Origin of the sequence: Hymenobacter cheonanensis (assembly GCF_030581075.1) — a bacterium.
Taxonomy (GTDB): Bacteria; Bacteroidota; Bacteroidia; order Cytophagales; family Hymenobacteraceae; genus Hymenobacter.
Genome location: NZ_JAUQSW010000002.1, coordinates 39797 through 57432 on the forward strand (window position 1 = coordinate 39797; position 17636 = coordinate 57432).

Consider the following 17636-nt stretch of genomic DNA (forward strand, 5'->3'; position numbering starts at 1 on the left):
AGCGGTTTTAGTGCCGGTAGCAGGGGCCGGCAGGGCGTGCGCTGTGGCAACTGCCGCGCACGCCCTGCCGGCCCCTGCTCCGCAGCCGGATTCCGGCGGCTATTACGTGGCCCTTACGCTACTTGGCCACGACGGCCGCCGGCGTTTTGCGGCGCACCAAGAAGGGGATATTGGCCGTAGCCACACTGCCGTGCCCGTCGAACACGCGCACGTACAGGCGGTAGGCCCCGGGCCGGCTAGGGGTGCGCACGAGGGCCTGCCTGCCCCAGGCGCGCCGAATGCAGCCCGGCAGCACCTCGGTGGGAGTAGCCACCACCTCCGTTTTAAAGGTCAGTTCCATCTCGGGCCTCACCTCCCAGCGCGTCGTCAGCGAGTCGCCCTCGGGGTCGGTCGCATCTACCGAGGCCATCACCTCTTGGCCGCCCGGCAGCTGCACGCTGCTGGCCGCCTGGCGCCCGGCCAGCAGCACTGCATTCAGGCGCGGGGCCGCGTTGGCGGGGCGGCGGCGGCTCCAAAGCCAGGTCAGCTCGTCTACGAGCGCCGTTTTTTCGCCGGTGGGCTCAAACAGGCTGAGCCAGGTGGGCGTGTATTCAAATTTTGAGCCCCAGTAAAACGCGTAAGAGCCTAAGCAATAGCTACTGTCTGCGAGGATGCTTTTTCGATAGGCCTGCCCTACCGATTCCGCTTTTTCGGTGCTGTTTTGCTCTAGCGGCGCTTCCCAGGGCGTTTTAGGCGCCTCCCAGTAGCCGGGGGCGCCATACTCCGACACGATGTAGGGCCCTTGCCAGCCGCTTTTGCGAATAAGCTGCGGCAGCATCCTGAGCTTACCATACACGTTTACCGACAGCACATCGATTTCGGGGGCCAGCCGCTGCAACTGCCGAGCCCGCCACTCAAAATCGCTGGCCAGGGCGGTCGTAACGGGGTGGTAGGGGTCTAGCTCATGAATCATGCGGGCGATTTCATTAACGGCCCCAAACAGGCGCGGCCCGGTGGCCGACTGCTCTACCTCGTTGCCGATGCTCCACATCAGCAGGGCCGGGTGGTGGCGGTAGCGCAGCACCTGCTGCCGCACCCGCTGCCGTTGCGCCCGCACCATTTCGGGGTCGTAATAGGTGAAGTGCTGGTCCTCGGGCTCCAGCCAGAGGCCCAGCATCACGGTTAGGCCCTGTTTCTGAGCCTCATCGAGCAGGGGGGCGGCGTAGTCGGTGCTCCAGAGCCGCATCGTGTTGCAGCCCGCCTGCCGCATTTGCGCAAACCCATCGAGCCCACCGGCTCCCAGCAAAAAATAAGGCTTACCCGCCCGCAGCAATTCAAAACCGCGCGGTTTTTTTATAATCGTTACCGGCGTTATGCCCTTCGGGGCGGGAGGCGCCGGCCGGGTTTCGCTCCGGCTGGGGGGCGCCAGCCTGTCGCACGCGCCAACCACCACCATTAGTAAGGCTACCCCGCTAAAGGCCAAGATGGTCCGCAAGCGCAAAAGAGTATTATTTATACTTGAATTTATACTCTTTGTAGGTATCATCTGGCGCTTTTCTGCTACTGCTTAAAACAGGTATCTAATGCAATAACTGGCAAAATCCAATTAAAATTTTTTAAAACACTGCAACTTTTCCCGCGCGGCCATTATCTTTCACATGATTTTGGCAACAAAATTTATTACTTTTCAAATACTCCTCCCCCTGGAAGCCGTTCCTTACTGCCCTGGGGTGCTCTCTTTCGTTGCGCTTTTTTCCTGGCGCCCCCTAGCCATGCTCTTGCTCTCTCTTTTGAAAACAATCTTCAACCGGCCTTTTTATGCTTCCCGCATCACCCGCGTACCTATCCGAAAAAACCTCTCCTCCTTCTGATTCTGTTTCGGCTTCTTCCCATCAGCCTTATCGGCTGCACTTTAACAAAGTAGCGGGGCTGGGCAAAATGCGCTGGCTGATAGCGGGCGGCGCGCTGTGCCTGGTCAATTTCTTGTGGTGGTTTGCCACGGCTACGCAAGGGGGCTACTGGCCCCTGTTTTGCTTGCTAGCCTTATCGCTGGGGTTTAAGGCCCTGCGCATGGTGCACGAGTGGGTACACTATGCCCAGGTGCGCGTGCCGGTGCCGCCGGCCTACCCGCCCCGCCTGCGCACCGTGGATGTACTGACGACGGCTTGCCCGGGCGAGCCCCGCCAGATGATTATCAACACGCTGCGGGCGATGCAGGCCATCACCTACCCGCACACGAGCTACCTCTGCGATGAAGGCAACGACCCCGTGCTACGGGCGGCCTGCCGCAGCCTGGGCGTGGTGCATGTAACGCGCCAGGTGAAGGTGAATGCCAAGGCCGGCAACATCAACAACGCGCTGCGCCAGGCCACCGGCGAAATGTGCGTGGTGCTGGACCCCGACCACGCCCCCACGCCCGACTTTCTGGACCGGGTAATGCCTTACTTCGAAGACGAGCAGGTGGGCTACGTGCAGGTAGTGCAGTCGTATGGCAACCAGGCCGAAAGCCTGGTGGCCCGCGGCGCGGCCGAGCAAACCTACCACTTCTACGGCCCCATGATGATGGGCATGAACGCCTACGGCACGGTGCAGGCCATCGGGGCCAACTGCACCTTCCGGCGCACGGCGCTCGACTCCATCGGCGGGCACGCCGCCGGGCTTACCGAGGATATGCACACGGCCATGCGGCTGCACGCCGAGGGCTGGAAGTCGGCGTATGTGCCGGAAGTAGTGAGCCGGGGCCTGGTGCCGGCCTCGCTGGCCGCCTTCTACTCGCAGCAGCTGAAATGGTCGCGCGGGGCTTTCGACTTGCTGTTTCGGGTGTATCCGAAGCTTTTCGGCCGCTTTAGCTGGCCGCAGCGGCTGCACTACCTGGTATTGCCGCTCTATTTTTTCTCGGGCGTCATCGCGCTCATCGACCTCACCCTGCCCGTGTTTTCGCTAGCAACGGGGCAGTTTCCGTGGCTAGCCAACACGCAAGATTTGCTGCTGCACGCGCTGCCCCTGCTGTTTATGTCGCTGCTCATCCGGCTGCACGCCCAGCGCTGGCTGCGCGAGCCCGGCGAAAGCGGCCTGCACCTCTGCGGCGGCCTGCTGCGCATGAGTACGTCGTGGGTGTACACGCTCGGGCTCCTCTACGCCATTATTGGCGTGCGGGTACCCTACATTCCGACGCCCAAGGAAGGCCGCCGCGACAACGAGTGGCTGCTGATACTGCCCAATTTGCTGCTGGCCGGCCTGCTGTGGGCAGCCAGCCACTTTGGCCTGCGCGCCGATAAAGGCCCTTATATCGTGCAGGTTACCTACCTGTCGTACTTCAACATTGCCATCCTGCTGGCCTCGGCCACGATGGGCCTGCACAACGTGTTTGAGAATATCTCGCGCGGCCTGCGCAGCCTGCCACTGCGCACCTCGCTGCTGCGGCTGGCCTCGCTGCCCACCAGGCTTATGGAGTGGGCTACCACCCGCGCGCGGCAGTACAGCCCGGTGCTGGCCTCCTTGGTGCTGCTCACGGCCGGCACGGTGTCTTACTTGCATGCTGCCTGGCTAGCCCGCGTGCCGCCGGAGTGGATGCTGACCAGCGTGCAAAGCATCCGGGTGGGCCAAACCATAAGCCTTGCCGAAACCCAGCCGGTAAGCCTGCTGGCCGGGCTCAATCTTTTTGAGTCGCCCAAGCCGGCCTGTACCATTACGGCGCTGCCCCTGCCCGATTTCAACGCCTCGCAGCCGCTGCCGGCCGCCGTGGCAAACCTGGTGCAGCAGCGGCAGATTCCGCTGCTAACCTGGCCGGTAGATGCCAGCGCTTCTCTGAAGAAAAACTACTGGCACACCTTTGCCCGGCAGCTCAATGCCCTGACCGGCCCGGTGCTGCTGCGCCCCCTGCTGGCCGCCCCCACGGCGGCCAGCTACCGCAAGGCCTGGCGGCACATGCACGAAGAGCTTAAGCAAGAAGACGTTATCAACGCCGTATGGGTCTGGACCCCCGATGTGGCGGACGTGCAGCTGCAAAAGTTTCCGGGGGTTACCTACACCAACTGGATAGCCAGCCCGCTGCAAGCCGGCGGGGGCGCCCCTTCTTACGCCTTGCTGCGCTCGCGCATTATGCACACCCTGGCCATGCACCACGTGCCGGTGCTGCTGCTGGCGCCCGCCCCTAGCGATACTCCCTTGCTGGCCGCCCAGCGCCTCACGCAAGACTACCCCGAGCTTAACACGATAGTTTTTGCCGCCCCCGAGGCCGCCCAGCGCATGCCCACCGGCCGCACGGCTCACCGCGCCAAGCCGCAGGCGGCCCCGGTGCCTTACCGGGGGCTGCTGGCAAGCTTTTGATAATTGCCGGGCAGCCTGCCGGCCGGCAAATACGCTGGCTGGCAGGCTGCTTAGCTTTCGCCCGGCGCGTCTCCGCCCAAAAGAGAAATATTATATAACCGGCCGCAAGTGCTTACTTGGGTGCAGCTAAAAATAATCAGCTGCTTCATGAAAGCCTTGCTCCTGCTGTGTATACTCTTTCCGCTGTGGGCCTCGGCCCAGCTCACCGAGTCGTTTGCCGATGGCGACTTTACCCGCAACCCAGCCTGGACCGGCGACGCCGCCAGCTTTGTGGTAGCCAGCCAGGTGCTGCAAAGCAATGGCCCGGCCACCACGGGCACACAGCTGCAGCTTAGCACGCCCTGCCAGGCCAGCACGGGCACCACCTGGGAGTTTTGGGCCAACCTCAGGCTGGCCACCTCTGCCGGCAACCTGGCCGATGTGTGGCTGCTAGCCTCGCAGGCCGACCTCAGGAGCCCGGCTACCAGCGGCTACTTCGTGCGCCTGGGCGGCACCGACGACGAGGTGAGTCTCTTCCGCAAAGACTCGGCAAAAACCGCCGTGCTGCTCATCGACGGGCTGAATGGCACCCTGGCCTCAACCACCAGCAACGTGGTGCGCGTGCGCGTAACCCGCTCGCTCACTGGCCAGTGGACACTGGCCCGCGACCTGGCCGGCGGCCGCAGCTTCGTGGCCGAGGCTAGCCAGCCCCTTGATAATACCCACCAGCGCAGCGCCGCCGTGGGCGTGGCGCTGCTCTACTCCTCGGCCAATGCCAGGAACTTTTACTTCGATGATTTCAGCGTAGTCGATGCCACGGCGCCGCTCCTCACGCGCGCCGTGGCGCTGGATGCGCGCACCCTCGACGTAGTCTTCAACGAAGCCGTGGACCCGGCCACCGCCAGCCAGCCGGCGCGCTACCGGCTGGCCACGGGCGCCGGGCCCGCCACGGCCACGGTATCGGCCCTGAACCCGGCCGTGGTACGGCTAGTTTTTGGGCAGGATTTTGCGGCAGCTAACACGCTGGAGGTGCGCCAGCTAGCCGACCGCTACGGCAACGTGGCGGCCGGGCCGCTCACGGCGGCCTTCGGCGGGGTGCCCGTGGCCCCGCGCGTGGGCGAGCTGCTCATTACCGAAATTATGGCCGACGAAACGCCCGTGGTTGGCCTGCCAGCTTCGGAGTTTATCGAGCTTTACAACAACACCGCCGCCAAAACCCTAAGCCTGCGCGGCGTGCGCCTGCTGCGGCCCGGCAGCCCCGCCGCCGTGCTGCCCGATACGGCCCGGCTGCTGCCCGGCCAGTACGCCGTGGTGTGCGGCAGCACGCGGGCGGCGCAGTTTGCGGCCTTCGGTAAGGTGTACGGCATCAGCAACTTCCCGGCCCTGGTCAATGCCGGCGACCAACTGGTGCTGCGCGGCCCGGGCGGCACCACCCTCTTCGAAGTCACCTACGCCGACACCTGGTACCGCGACCTGCGCAAGGCCGCCGGCGGCTGGACCCTCGAAATGCTGGACCCCGCCAACTACTGCGGCGGCGCCCCCAACTGGCAGGCCAGCCAGGACCCCAGCGGCGGCACCCCCGGCCGCCGCAACAGCGTAGCGGCTCCCAACCCCGACCGCACGCCCCCCGGCCTGCTCGGCGCCGTGGCCCTCACACCCACTACTATTCGCTTGGCTTTCAGCGAGAAGCTCGATAGTGTTGCCGCCTCTTCACTAGGCCTCTACACGTTGCAAAGCAGTGCCGGCGCGGCCCCTGCCGTGCAGCGCGCCGTGCCGGTGGGCCCCGATTTCCGGGCAGTGGACCTGGCCGTGAGCCCGGCCCTGTTGCCCAGCCAGCCGCTAACTGTGGCCGTGACCCGCGCCACCGACTGCGCGGGCAATGCCAGCGGGGCGCTCGCCACGGCTAGCGTGGCGCTGCCCGAGCCAGCCCAGCCCGGCGACGTGGTCGTTAACGAAATCCTGTTCAACCACGCGCCCGGCGGCGTGTACTTCGTAGAGCTGCTCAACCGCTCGCTGCGCTACGTGAATTTGCAGGGCTACCAGCTTGTGGTGCAGAAGGCTGGCGGTAATTCTACAGCTATTATTAGCCCGGGCGCGCCCTACGTGCTGGCGCCCGGCCAGCTCGTGGCGCTGACCTCGGACCCCGGTATTTTGCAGGCCCAATACCCCACCAGCGCCGACCCGGCCGCGCTGCTGGCCGTGGCGGGCTTTCCGGCGCTGGATAACAGTGCGGGCACGGTCGTGCTCACCAGCTCGACGGGCGCGGAGCTTGACCGCTATACCTACGATAAAAGCCAGCAGCTGAGCCTGCTAAGTACCCAGGCCGGCGTGAGCCTGGAGCGCATTCGGGCCGGCGGACCCAGCGCGGCCGGCAACTTCCACTCGGCGGCCAGCACGGTGGGCTACGCCACGCCCGGCCGGCCCAACTCGCAGGCCCAGGATGCCGTGGGCAATGGCCAGGAGCTGAGCCTGGTGCCCGAGCTTTTCACCCCTGATGATGATGGCCAGCAAGACTTTACGACCCTCAACTACCAGCTCGACCAGCCCGGCTACGTGGGCTCCGTGACGGTGTACGACGCCCTGGGCCAGCTCACGCGCCGCCTGCTGCGCAACGAAAGCCTGCCCACCACCGGCTTTGTGCAGTGGGATGGCCTCGATGAGCACGGCCGTAAGGCCGCCGTGGGCTACTATATCGTGCACGTCGAGCTGTTCAGGCCTAGCGGCGGCGAGCGCCGCGAGTACCGCAAAACGGTAGTAGTGGGCGCCCGGCTCTAAGCCCGGCCGGCGGGGCTGGCCCCTCACCAGGCGCTGAAATACAGCTGCTTCTTCACGTAGTCGATGGTAGTGCGGTACTGGCTCAGCAGCGGGTAGCCCACCAGGCCTTGCAGCGGGGGGCGGCTGGGATTTTGGTTGAGGTGCGCCATGTCGGCAAATACGGTGGCCTGCTTGCGAAAAACCAGCGGGCCGGCCAGGCGCACCTCGGGCAGGCGGGCGGTGGCCACGGCGCGGGCGGCGGCATCGGCCCCGCTGAGCCGGGCGGTGGCGGCGCGGCGCAGCTCGCGGGCCAGCCCGGCCTGGTACTGCTGGTCGAGCAGGTTGGCCTGCGCTCCGCAATCCACCCCCACCTGAAACGTTTGGCCGCCCACCGTGAGGGCCACCACGGGCAGGTGCCCACTCAGCACAAAGGGCACGCGCATGAGCGCGGCCGGCGGGGCGGCGGCCGGAGCGGGCTGGCGCAGCAGCACCTGGCCGGCGTGGTAGTCGAGGGTCACGGCGTACTGGCTCAGCACGTTGTAGCCAATGAGGCCGAGCAGCGGAAGCCCGCCGAGCTTCTGCTCCAGGCTCGTCAGGTCGAGGGTAGGCACCTGCTTCTGCTGAAAGCTAATGCCTTGCCAGTCAAACTGCTGCGCCAGGTGGTACGACATACCGGCCATCCGGCCATTAACGCCGGTGCTACCTGTGGCGGCTAGGGTGGTTTCAGTAGCCGGGGCCGCAAACTCGCGCTTGTTGAGCACCAGCGCCGGGGCGCCGGTGTCGAGCAAAAAGGTGCCGCGCCGGCCGTCTACCTCGGCCTCTACCAGCAGCAGCCCATTGCGCAGCCGGGCGGGCGCCACCACGCTGGGCGGGGTAATAATCTCCCCGGGGCCAAAGGCGAGGTCGATTTTCTTCGTGCTGGCCGGTACCAGGTTCAGCTCGGCAAACTGCCCGGCGGGCGTTAGCACCAGGGTCACTTCCTTTTCGGTGCCCTGGCGGGCTAGCGCGCACACGTAGCGGGTGTTGGGGCCGGCCGGCTCCTGGCGCACGATGCGCAGGCCCTCTACCGGCCCGTACTGCGGCAGTAGCCGGGCCAGCGCCGGCCCGGTGTAGGTGGCCGGCAGGCCGCTCACGCGGGTTTCGGGGGTGAGGTAGGGCTGCACGGGCGCCAGCGACTTGCTATTGAGCGCCGCCACCAGTTGGTCGAGGGCCGCCACGCCGGTGGGCTGCTGCGCCAGCGCGGCCCGCGCCAGGCCGCAGTACAGCAGCAGAAAGTAGGCTAGTTTTCGCATCAAAAGAGAAGTCGCTGAGAGATTTAGAACGTGTATTGAACGGGCTGGCTCTGCAACTGCTTCGGCCAGCAAACGCTCGCTGGGCAGGCTATTGTTTACTTAAGTTGCAATTACCCTTGAGTACGAATTGCTTCGTAGTATTTACGAAGTAATTCGTACTTGACTCAAAGGGTTGATTCCCTCTTTGCTGATTAAACCTACGCGCCCCTTGCCTATCCAACTACCATGAACACGCAGCAGCTCCAGCATTTGTACTGGCGGGCCGGCTTCGGCCCGCGCCCGCAAGAGGTGGCCGCCGGCCTCAGCCCCGCCAAAGCCCTGCGGCAGCTGTTGCACGAAGCCCGCGCCTACGAGCCCATTCCGAGCGCCACGCTGGCCGGCTTTCAAGACCCGCTAGGGGCGGTGATGGCAGTGCCACCCGGCGCGCCGGCCCCGGCCAGCATGGGCGCGGCCGGCCCGGCTGCCGCCCCGCCGGCCCCAGCCAGCTCGGCACCGCCGGGCACGGCCAGCCCGGCCGCCGCCGCGCCGCCGCTAGCCCCGGTCGAGGTGCTGCGGCCCCGCTCGGCGCTGGCGCTGCGCCGCCAGGGCCTGCCCCAATTGCGCCGCGCCGACCTTACGCCGGCGCAGCGCAAGCTGCAGAACGAGAGTATCCGGGCTTCCTTTATCAGTATGAGCACGGCCTGGATGGACAAGATGGCAACCTCGCCCGGCCAGCTGCGCGAGAAAGTGGCGCTGTTCTGGCATGGGCACTTTGCCTGCCGCACGCGCCGGCCCGACGACTCGCTGGCCTTGCTCAATACCATCCGGGAAAAGGCGCTGGGGAAATTTCCCGACCTGCTGCTGGCCGTGAGCCGGGAGCCGGCCATGCTGCAATTTCTTAACAACCAACAGAATCGCAAGGAACACCCCAACGAGAATTTCGCCCGCGAAGTGATGGAGCTGTTCACGCTGGGCCGGGGAAACTATACCGAAAATGATGTAAAAGAGGCCGCCCGCGCCTTCACCGGGTGGGGCTACGATGCGCAGAGCCGCTTCGTGTTTCGGGAGCGCCAGCACGACGCGGGCCCCAAAACGCTGCTGGGCCAAACCGGCAGCTGGGGCGGCGAAGACGCGCTGCGCATCATCCTGGAGCAGCCGGCGGCGGCTACGTTCATCGTGACCAAGATGTACCGCTTCTTTGTGAACGACGTGCCCGACCCGGCGCACATTGCGCCGCTGGCCGCTGCCTTTCGCAAGAGCGGCTACGATGTGAGCGACCTGCTGGAGCGCATGTTTTCGGCCGACTGGTTCTACGCGCCCCAGAACACGGGCAGCCTCATCAAGTCGCCGGTGGCGCTGGTGGCGGGGCTGCGCCGCACCCTTAACCTGGAGGTTGCCAACGACAAGCAGCTGCTAGGCTACCAAAAAGCGCTGGGCCAGACGCTGTTTATGCCGCCCAACGTGGCCGGCTGGCCCGGCGGCCGCGCCTGGATAGACTCGTCTTCCCTGCTGCTGCGCCTGCAGCTGCCGAGCATTCTGTTCAAAAACGCCGAGTTTGCGGTGCGGCTCAAGGACGATGAAAACGACATTACGCCCCAAACTACGGGCAAGGAACGGCTGGTTAAAAACACCGAGACGACGCACCTGCCGCTGGCGCCCATTCAGCAATTGCTAGGCCCGGCGCCGGCCGACAAGCAGCCGGCCCTGCTGGCCAATTTCCTGTTGCAGGCGCCGCTGCGGCCCGAAAACCTGACGCTGGTGCAGCAAGTCGCCGCCAAGGCCGATACGCCCGAAGCGCGCCTGCGCGCCACGCTGGTGAGCTTGCTGAGTTTGCCGGAGTATCAGCTGGCGTAAACTTGCTATTGATTGATGGTCATACATTTAAAGCGCTTGTCATGCTGAGCTTGCCGAAGCATCTTGGTCACATCGTTGCGAGGCGCGCTTGATTAGTGCAGCACGCGAGATGCTTCAGCAAGCTCAGCATGACAGGTGTTTTCGTCTTTACAAGCTTTATTCTTATGCAACGCCGCCACTTCCTGCAATCATCGGCCCTGGCCAGCACGCTGCTGCTGGTACCCAAGTTTTTGCACGCCCTCGACCGGCCCGAAACCCGGCTGGCGGCGCGGCTGCGCGATGCGCCCGGCAGCGCGGCGCGGCGCCTTATTGTGGTGCAGCTGGGCGGCGGCAACGACGGGCTGAATACGCTCGTGCCCTACCGCAACGACCTGTATTACAAGGCCCGGCCCACGCTGGCCCTCAAGGAAAGTGAGGGCCTGTTGCCGCTCGGCGATGAGCTAGCCCTGCACCCGGCCATGAAGGGCTTGAAAGGCCTATTTGACCAAGGCCAGGTGGCGATTTGCAACGCCGTGGGCTACCCCAACCCCGACCGCTCGCACTTCCGCTCGATGGACATCTGGCAGACGGGCTCGGGCTCGGAGCAGCTATTGAGCACCGGCTGGCTGGGCCGCTACCTCGACAGCACCTGCGGCCCTGGCGCGCCCGCCTACCAGGCGCTCGAAATAGATGACACGCTGAGTTTGGCCCTAAAGGGCGCCCAGCGCAACGGTCTGGCCCTCAAGAACCCCGGCAAGTTTCATCAGCTTACGCAAAGCCGCTACCTGAGCGCGCTGAGCCAGGAGAAAAACGCGGCGCCGGCCGGCTCGGAACTGGACTACCTGTACAAGACGCTGGCCGAAACGGCGTCCTCGGCCGATTATCTCTACGACAAGTCGAAGGTGCACGGCAGCACGGCCACGTACCCGAACACGGAGTTTGGCAAGAGCCTGAAAACCACCGCCGAGCTTATTAGCTCGGGCGTCGAGTCGCGGGTGTATTACCTGGCCCTCAGCGGCTTCGATACCCACGTGCGGCAGCACGAGCAGCAGGGACGCCTGCTGGGCGAGCTTTCGGACGGGCTAGCCGCGCTGGCCGCCGACCTGCAAAAAAACGGCGAGTGGAACAACACCCTGGTGATGGTATTCAGCGAGTTTGGCCGGCGCGTGGGCCAGAATGCCAGCAACGGCACCGACCACGGCACCGCCAACAACGTGTTTTTGCTGAGCGGCGCGCTGCGCAAGGCCGGCCTGCTAAATCAGCCCGCCAGCCTCCAGGACCTCGACCAGGGCGACCTGCGGTATCAGCTCGATTTCCGCAGCCTCTACGCCAGCATCCTCACCGACTGGCTGGGCGCCGACGACAAGCTCGTGCTAGGCCCCGGCATAGAGAAGCTGGCCGGCTTGGTGTGAATTATCGAGCATAGGTTGAATAAAAGGTCGTCATGCTGAACGCAGTGAAGCATCTCGCTCGCGCCGATAGGTTAGTAACCCGACGATTTGAGCGAGATGCTTCACTGCGCTCAGCATGACGACCTTTTTAAGTCAGCCCAGTCAATTACAGCGGCACCATGAAGCCGAAGCCGTAAATCCACTGGGCCGAGCCGAAGTGGTGCGTGACGCGCCCCAGGCGGTCGGCGCCGATGTAGCTATTGGTATAATTGGCGAAAGCGCCCTGAAAATCAGTGTTCAGGAAAAAATACTTGTAGAGTTCCAGGCGCACGCCACCGCTAGCCCCGGCCACCCAGCCTTCGTAGTGAAACGGCCCTTCGGCGTGGCTGGTGAAGATGGACGAGATAGTGTAGGATATCATGGGGCCGCCGCCCACCTTGCCAATGCCGCTGAGCACGACGTGGCGGCCGGCCAGCAATTGCCAGCGCTTCACGAGGTTCACCATCAGGTAGTTGTTGCCGTTGGTGTGCTGCAAGTGCACAAAATCGGGCGTCACCACAGTGTCGCGGTCGAACTTGAAGCCGCGGATGTTGCCCGACACGCGCATGGTCTGGAAGTCATCGACCACGTACTTGAGGTGGTTCCAGCTCACCTCGATGCCCAGGTCGTGCTTGTCGTGAAACATGTAGCCCACCGACAAGTCGTACTGCGGCACGGTGAGGTTGCTGAGCTTCCAGAAGTCGCTCATGCTGGGGTGGTCGTGGGCCACCGCATCGTGAAAGGTAAAGTCGTAATCGTCTGACTTATCGTTCTTAAAGCGAATATCGGACTTGGTGTACCAGTCGCGATTGTAGCTCCAGTTGAGGTACACGGCGCCGTGGTCGTGGCCGGGGCGGGGCACGCCGCCTAGCATAGCATTAGGGGCCATGGGCGCCTGCTGGGCCCGGCCCACGCTAGCTAGGCCCAGCAGGCTGGCCAGCAGTACATACTTCTTCATTATAACGGATAGCAAAACCTCGCCGAATGCGCAAGGCTACCTCAAAGTTACGGCCGAGGTAAGCTAGCGGCGGCCTAGCGGCCCGCGCCTTGGCTGAAGAACAGATGAGCAGCCGGTGGGCGGCCAGCCTTAGCCCTCGAACACCGCGCCGGCCAGCGCCAGCACCGCCCGGCGCGTGGCCTCGGGCTGCTCCAGGTACGCCTGGTGGCCGCTGCCTTCCAAAAACAAGGCCGAGGCCAGCGGGGCCAGCGCGGCCTGGGCCACCGAGTCGGCCAGGGGCACGGCTACATCGTGCTTGCCGGCCACCATCAGCACCGGAAAGCGGGCCGTGCGCAGCACGGCAGTGCGCTCGGGGCGGGCGGCCATGCCGCGCAGGGCGCCCGCAATGGTAGCCTCGGGCGTGGCCTTGCCGATGTCTTCGAGCAGGGCCAGGGCCTCGGACAGGCGGTCGCGGTTGCCAGGGGCAAAGAGCGGACGCACGAAGCTATCCATAAACTTTTCGAGGCCGTGGCGCTCCACAAAGCCGATGTTTTTTTCGCGGTTCTGGCGCTTCTCGTCGGTATCGGCCAGGGCCGTGGAGTTGATGAGGGCCAGGCCGGCCACGCGGTCGGGGTAGCGCTCGGCCAGGGCCAGGGCCACGTAGCCGCCCATGCTGTGGCCCACCACCAGCACCGGGCCGCTGGCGCCTTTCTGGTCGAGGTAGCCCACCACGTAGCGCGCCTGGGCCTCCATCGAGAAGTCGGGCACGAGCGCGCGGTTGGTGCCGTGGCCCAGCAGGTTGGGCATGAGCAGGCGGTAGCCGGCCGGGAAGGGCCTCGTAAACTCGGTCCAGACTTCGCGGCTTTCGGCAAAGCCGTGCAGGAACAGAATGGTGGGGAGCGGGGTGGTAGACATGGCAAATACTACCTTGCGGGCGGCAAGTGTGCGCCAAAACTACGGTATGATTTCACGGCAGCGGTATCCCTTTTTATTTGCCGCGGGCAGCGGACTACTTTTTGCCCTAGTTGCGCGCTACCTCTTCGACGACCACCTCGGCGACCGCGTGGGCGGGCTGCTCACCCTCAGCTTTTTGCTGCTTATGCCGCTGGCGCTGGGGGCTATCACCGCGCACTTTATTTCGGGCGAGCGGAGTTTCTGGCGCCTGTGCGGCGCTCCTTGGCTCACCGTGCTGCTGTTTATCGTCACCGCGCTTATCTTCCACTTAGAAGGCCTTATCTGCCTCCTTATCATTGGCCCGGTGTTTCTGGTGCTGGCGGCAATGGGCGCGCTGCTTTACACGAGCGTGGCTGAGCGGCTGCCGCCCCGGCACGATAAGACGCTGGTTGTGGCAGGCTTCGCGCTGCTGCCCTTTCTGGCAATTGGCGTCGAAAACCGCTTCGACAATCCCAACGATTTTCGCCGCGTCGAAAACACCGTCGAAATAAACGCGCCGGCCGCCGTGGTGTGGCAGCACATCATTCGGGTGGCGCCCATCGGGGCTAGCGACCTGGGCCCCAGCCTGATTGACGACATCGGGTTTCCGCGCCCTATCGAGGCCACGCTTACCCGCGAGGGTGTGGGTGGCGTGCGCCACGCCACCTTCGAGCGCGGCGTCGAGTTTATCGAAACCGTGGACGACTGGCAGCCCCTGAAACAACTGTCGTTCAGCATTGTGCCTAATACGGCCACCATTCCGCCCACCACGTTTGATGAGCACGTGATTGTGGGCGGGCGGTTTTTCGACGTGCTGCGCGGCACCTACGAGCTGCGGCCCGCCGGCCCCGGGCGCACGCTGCTGGTGCTGCACAGCCAGCAGCGCCTCAGCACCCACCTCAACTGGTATGCCGGCCTCTGGACGGGCTTCGTGATGAGCGAAATACAGCGGCGTATTCTCTTGGTGCTCAAGCATCGCTGTGAGCAAGCGGGCTAGCCAGCTTACTCGCTTTTTACCCCAACACGCAGCCCGCCAGACAACCTCGGCCCGGCAAAAGCGTCTGTGGGTATCTGCGGTGGGCTAGCCCGGCCGCAACCTTCTCCCGCCGTTGGCAGTTGGGGGAGAGTTGATTTTATTGTTCTTTTTACTTCGTTAGTTTCCAGCCTCATGCGTTTCTTTTCCCCTCGCCTCCTGCTCGCCGTGCCCGCCCTGGTGGGTAGCCTGGCGCTGCTGGCCAGCCGGCCCACTACCCCGCAGGTGGCCCCCGACCCCAACAATGCCGGCCTGAAGCTGCCCGCCGGCTTCGGCGCGCTGGTAGTGGCCGAAACCGGCGGCCGGGCCCGCCACCTGGCCGTTACGCCCCAGGGCATCATCTACGTGAAGCTCAACAAGGTAAAGGATGGCAAGGGCATTCTGGAGCTGCGCCCGCAGCCGAGCGGCAAGGCAGCCGTGGCGGGTGGCTTTGGCGACTACGGCGGCACGGGTATGTACGTGAAGGATGGCTACCTCTACGCCTCCTCCGACCACGCCGTGTACCGCTATAAGCTCGATGCCAAGGGCGAAGTAACCGACCCTAGCAAGGGCGAGCTGCTGGTGCGCGGCCTGAAAGTGGGCAGCCAGCACGAGTCGAAATCTATTGTGCTCGACAACGCGGGCAACCTCTACGTGAACATCGGGGCCTACGCCAACGCCTGCCAGGAGCAGGACCGCACGCGCGGCTCAAAAGGCATCCCAAACTGCCCGATTCTGGACTCGGCGGGCGGCATCTGGCAGTTTAAGGCTAGCCAGCTCAACCAGCGCTACCCCGACGGCAAGCGCTACGCCACCGGCCTGCGCAACGTGGTGGGCCTCGACTGGAACTCGCAAGACAATGAGCTTTTTGTGATGCAGCACGGCCGCGACCAGCTTTCTGATAACTGGCCCCAGTTCTACAACGAGAAGCAGTCGGCCCAGCTGCCCGCCGAGTGCATGTACGCTGTGAAGCAGGGCGACAATGCCGGCTGGCCCTACCTCTACTACGACCAGCTCCAGCACAAGAAAATGCTAGGCCCCGAGTACGGTGGCGATGGCAAGAAAGAAGCCACCGGCAACTACATCGACCCGGCCGCCGCCTACCCCGGCCACATGGCCCCCGATGGCCTGCTCTTTTACACCGGCAACATGTTTCCGGCCAAGTACCGCAACGGCGCCTTCATCGCCTTCCACGGCTCCTGGAACCGCGCGCCCGAGCCGCAGGCCGGCTATTACGTAGTTTTTCAGCCCTTTAAGGATGGCAAACCCAGCGGCCAGTGGGAGGTTTTTGCCGACAATTTCTCGGGCTCGGCAGCCAAAACGGCCAGCGGCCGCGCCGACCACCGCCCCTGCGGCCTCGCTCAGGGCCCGGATGGCTCGCTCTACGTGAGCGACGACTCGAAGGGCACCATCTACCGCATCGTGTATAACGCTAAGAAATAATGCCGGCTTCCTCCTCCGCCACGCCCAACCGCCGCCGCCCGGCAATTTGGCAATCGCTGCTCATTGGCCTGCTAGGCCTCACGGGCGCCACCCTGTCGCTGAGTGCCCAGCACCGCCAGGCTACCCGCCCCAAGCCAAAAACCACTGCCAAAGCCGACCCGGCCACGGCGGCCAGCCTCACGCGCGGCGCGGTAGTGTACAAAAACGTGTGCATTACCTGCCACCAGGCCGATGGCGGCGGCGTGCCCAATATGAACCCGCCGCTCATTAAAACCAGCTATGTCCTCGGCGATAAGGCTAAGCTGGCCCACATTGTGCTGGCCGGCCTGGCCGAGCCCATCGAAATCGACGGCAACGACTACAAGCAGCACATGCCCGCCCAGGCCTACCTCACCGACCAGCAGGTGGCCGACGTGCTTACCTACGTGCGCAACAGCTTCGGCAACAAGGCTAGCGCCGTGCAGGTAGCCGAGGTAAAAGCCGTGCGCGCTACACTGCCTAGATAATTGCCTTTCAGCACTTACACGCGGCGGTTCCGGCAACGGGGCTGCCGCGTTTTTGTTTGTAATAATACTATTCTATTGCTCCCCATGCGCAGACCCCACCCCCAGCCCCTCCCCTTTGGGAGAGGAGAGCCTGACGATAGAGCACGCTAGCCCCGCCGTGGCTCCCCTCTCCCAAAGGGGAGGGGCTGGGGGTGGGGTTACGCGGGCGGCGAGCCGTGCCCAGGACTTGCCTATAAATTAGCCTTTGTCCTATACTTTCCCTTGCTAGCCCGGTTATAAGGCCGTCTGTACCATAAGCCCCTGCCTTATGCGCCCCGCCCCTTTGCTGCCGGCTCAGCACCGCCTCACCACCGCCTGGTTTCACGGCTGCTGGCTTTATGGCAATTTGCTCATCGGGCTGGTTTGGGGATTGCCGCATCTTACCTGGCAGCGTAGCCTGGCCTCGCTGGGGCTGGCGGTGCTCACGGTAGGGCTGGGTCACGCGGTGGGGCTGCACCGAGGCATCATTCACCGGGCGTTCCAGACTTCGCACTTCTGGCGCGGCGTGTTGGCTTATTTGAGTGTGCAGGCCGGCGTGGGTGGGCCCATTTCGTGGCTGAAATCGCATTATTACCGCGACTACTGGCAGAACCAACCCGCTAGCCCCGCCTACTTCCGCTACGACCATCCCATCTGGCAAGACTACCACTGGAACCATCACCTAGCTCTGCTCTCGGCCGATGACACCGTGTACGCCATTCCGCCCGCCGACCTGCATGACCCGTGGCTGGCGTGGCTCGAAAAAACCTGGGTGCTGCACGTGCTGGCCCTGGCCGGCTTGGTATGGCTAGCCTTTGGCTTCGAGGCGATGGCCGCCGTGGTGTGCCTGCGCGTGGTCGTGAGTATGCTCGGCCACTGGTTCGTCACTTACGTGTCGCACACCTCGGGCTACGCCCGCTACCACGTGGCCGGCGCGGCCGAGAGCGGCTACAACAACCTGCTGCTCGGGGTGCTTAGCTTCGGCGAGGGCTTTCACAACACCCACCACGCCCACCCGCGCTCGGCCCGCATGGGCACCGCCTGGTACGAGCTGGACCTGGGCTGGCTGCTGGTGCGCGGCATGGAGGCACTAGGCCTAGTTTGGGCCGTGGAAGCCGCCGGCCGCACCGATACCCAGAAGCCCCAGGCCCAGGTGCAGCCCACCCGCCGCTGGCCCTGGGCGGGCTAGCTTTGCAGCCTTATTTTAAGAGC

The 17636-nt window shown here is 64.5% G+C and carries 12 protein-coding genes; 8 read left to right on the forward strand and 4 right to left on the reverse strand.

The genetic code is table 11. From position 1 onward, the window contains the following. Positions 1-118 precede the first annotated feature (118 nt). Positions 119-1285, reverse strand: coding sequence for a glycoside hydrolase family 2 TIM barrel-domain containing protein (locus Q5H89_RS03875; protein WP_305017985.1), 1167 nt, complete (start codon positions 1283-1285; stop codon positions 119-121). A gap of 512 nt (positions 1286-1797) precedes the next feature. Between Q5H89_RS03875 and Q5H89_RS03880 the strand changes: the two genes are divergently transcribed. Continuing rightward, positions 1798-4308, forward strand: a complete 2511-nt coding sequence (locus Q5H89_RS03880; RefSeq protein ID WP_305017986.1) for a glycosyltransferase family 2 protein — start codon at positions 1798-1800, stop codon at positions 4306-4308. Between the two features lie 1092 nt (positions 4309-5400). Next, positions 5401-7062, forward strand: a complete 1662-nt coding sequence (locus Q5H89_RS23230; protein ID WP_369810641.1) for a lamin tail domain-containing protein — start codon at positions 5401-5403, stop codon at positions 7060-7062. 23 nt (positions 7063-7085) lie between these two features. Here Q5H89_RS23230 and Q5H89_RS03890 read toward each other — a convergent pair whose 3' ends face one another. After that, positions 7086-8333 (reverse strand): aspartyl protease family protein, encoded by a 1248-nt coding sequence (locus Q5H89_RS03890; RefSeq protein WP_305017988.1) that lies wholly within the window; start codon positions 8331-8333, stop codon positions 7086-7088. 225 nt (positions 8334-8558) lie between these two features. Between Q5H89_RS03890 and Q5H89_RS03895 the strand changes: the two genes are divergently transcribed. Both Q5H89_RS03895 and Q5H89_RS03900 read left to right on the forward strand, forming a co-directional pair. After that, positions 8559-10166, forward strand: a complete 1608-nt coding sequence (locus Q5H89_RS03895; RefSeq protein ID WP_305017989.1) for a DUF1800 domain-containing protein — start codon at positions 8559-8561, stop codon at positions 10164-10166. 164 nt (positions 10167-10330) lie between these two features. Beyond that, a complete protein-coding gene (locus tag Q5H89_RS03900) occupies positions 10331-11557 on the forward strand; it encodes a DUF1501 domain-containing protein (protein ID WP_305017990.1) in 1227 nt (408 codons plus the stop codon). A 145-nt stretch (positions 11558-11702) separates the two neighbouring features. Here the strand turns inward: Q5H89_RS03900 and Q5H89_RS03905 are convergent, their stop codons facing one another. Both Q5H89_RS03905 and Q5H89_RS03910 read right to left on the reverse strand, forming a co-directional pair. Beyond that, positions 11703-12533, reverse strand: a complete 831-nt coding sequence (locus tag Q5H89_RS03905; protein WP_305017991.1) for a hypothetical protein — start codon at positions 12531-12533, stop codon at positions 11703-11705. Between the two features lie 129 nt (positions 12534-12662). Beyond that, the gene (locus Q5H89_RS03910; protein ID WP_305017992.1) at positions 12663-13427 is read right to left on the reverse strand and encodes an alpha/beta fold hydrolase; all 765 of its coding nucleotides are present in this window, start codon (positions 13425-13427) and stop codon (positions 12663-12665) included. Positions 13428-13473: 46 nt separating this feature from the next. Between Q5H89_RS03910 and Q5H89_RS03915 the strand changes: the two genes are divergently transcribed. From Q5H89_RS03915 to Q5H89_RS03930, 4 genes are all read left to right on the forward strand, one after another. Next, positions 13474-14442, forward strand: coding sequence for a hypothetical protein (locus tag Q5H89_RS03915; RefSeq protein ID WP_305017993.1), 969 nt, complete (start codon positions 13474-13476; stop codon positions 14440-14442). 171 nt (positions 14443-14613) lie between these two features. Continuing rightward, positions 14614-15900 carry a PQQ-dependent sugar dehydrogenase gene (locus tag Q5H89_RS03920; protein ID WP_305017994.1) on the forward strand — a complete coding sequence of 429 codons (1287 nt, stop codon included), beginning with the start codon at positions 14614-14616 and terminating at the stop codon, positions 15898-15900. Continuing rightward, positions 15900-16406 (forward strand): c-type cytochrome, encoded by a 507-nt coding sequence (locus tag Q5H89_RS03925; protein WP_305017995.1) that lies wholly within the window; start codon positions 15900-15902, stop codon positions 16404-16406. Before Q5H89_RS03920 ends, Q5H89_RS03925 begins: the two co-directional genes overlap by 1 nt. A gap of 307 nt (positions 16407-16713) precedes the next feature. Beyond that, a complete protein-coding gene (locus Q5H89_RS03930) occupies positions 16714-17613 on the forward strand; it encodes a fatty acid desaturase (RefSeq protein ID WP_305017996.1) in 900 nt (299 codons plus the stop codon). The last annotated feature ends 23 nt before the right edge of the window (positions 17614-17636 follow it).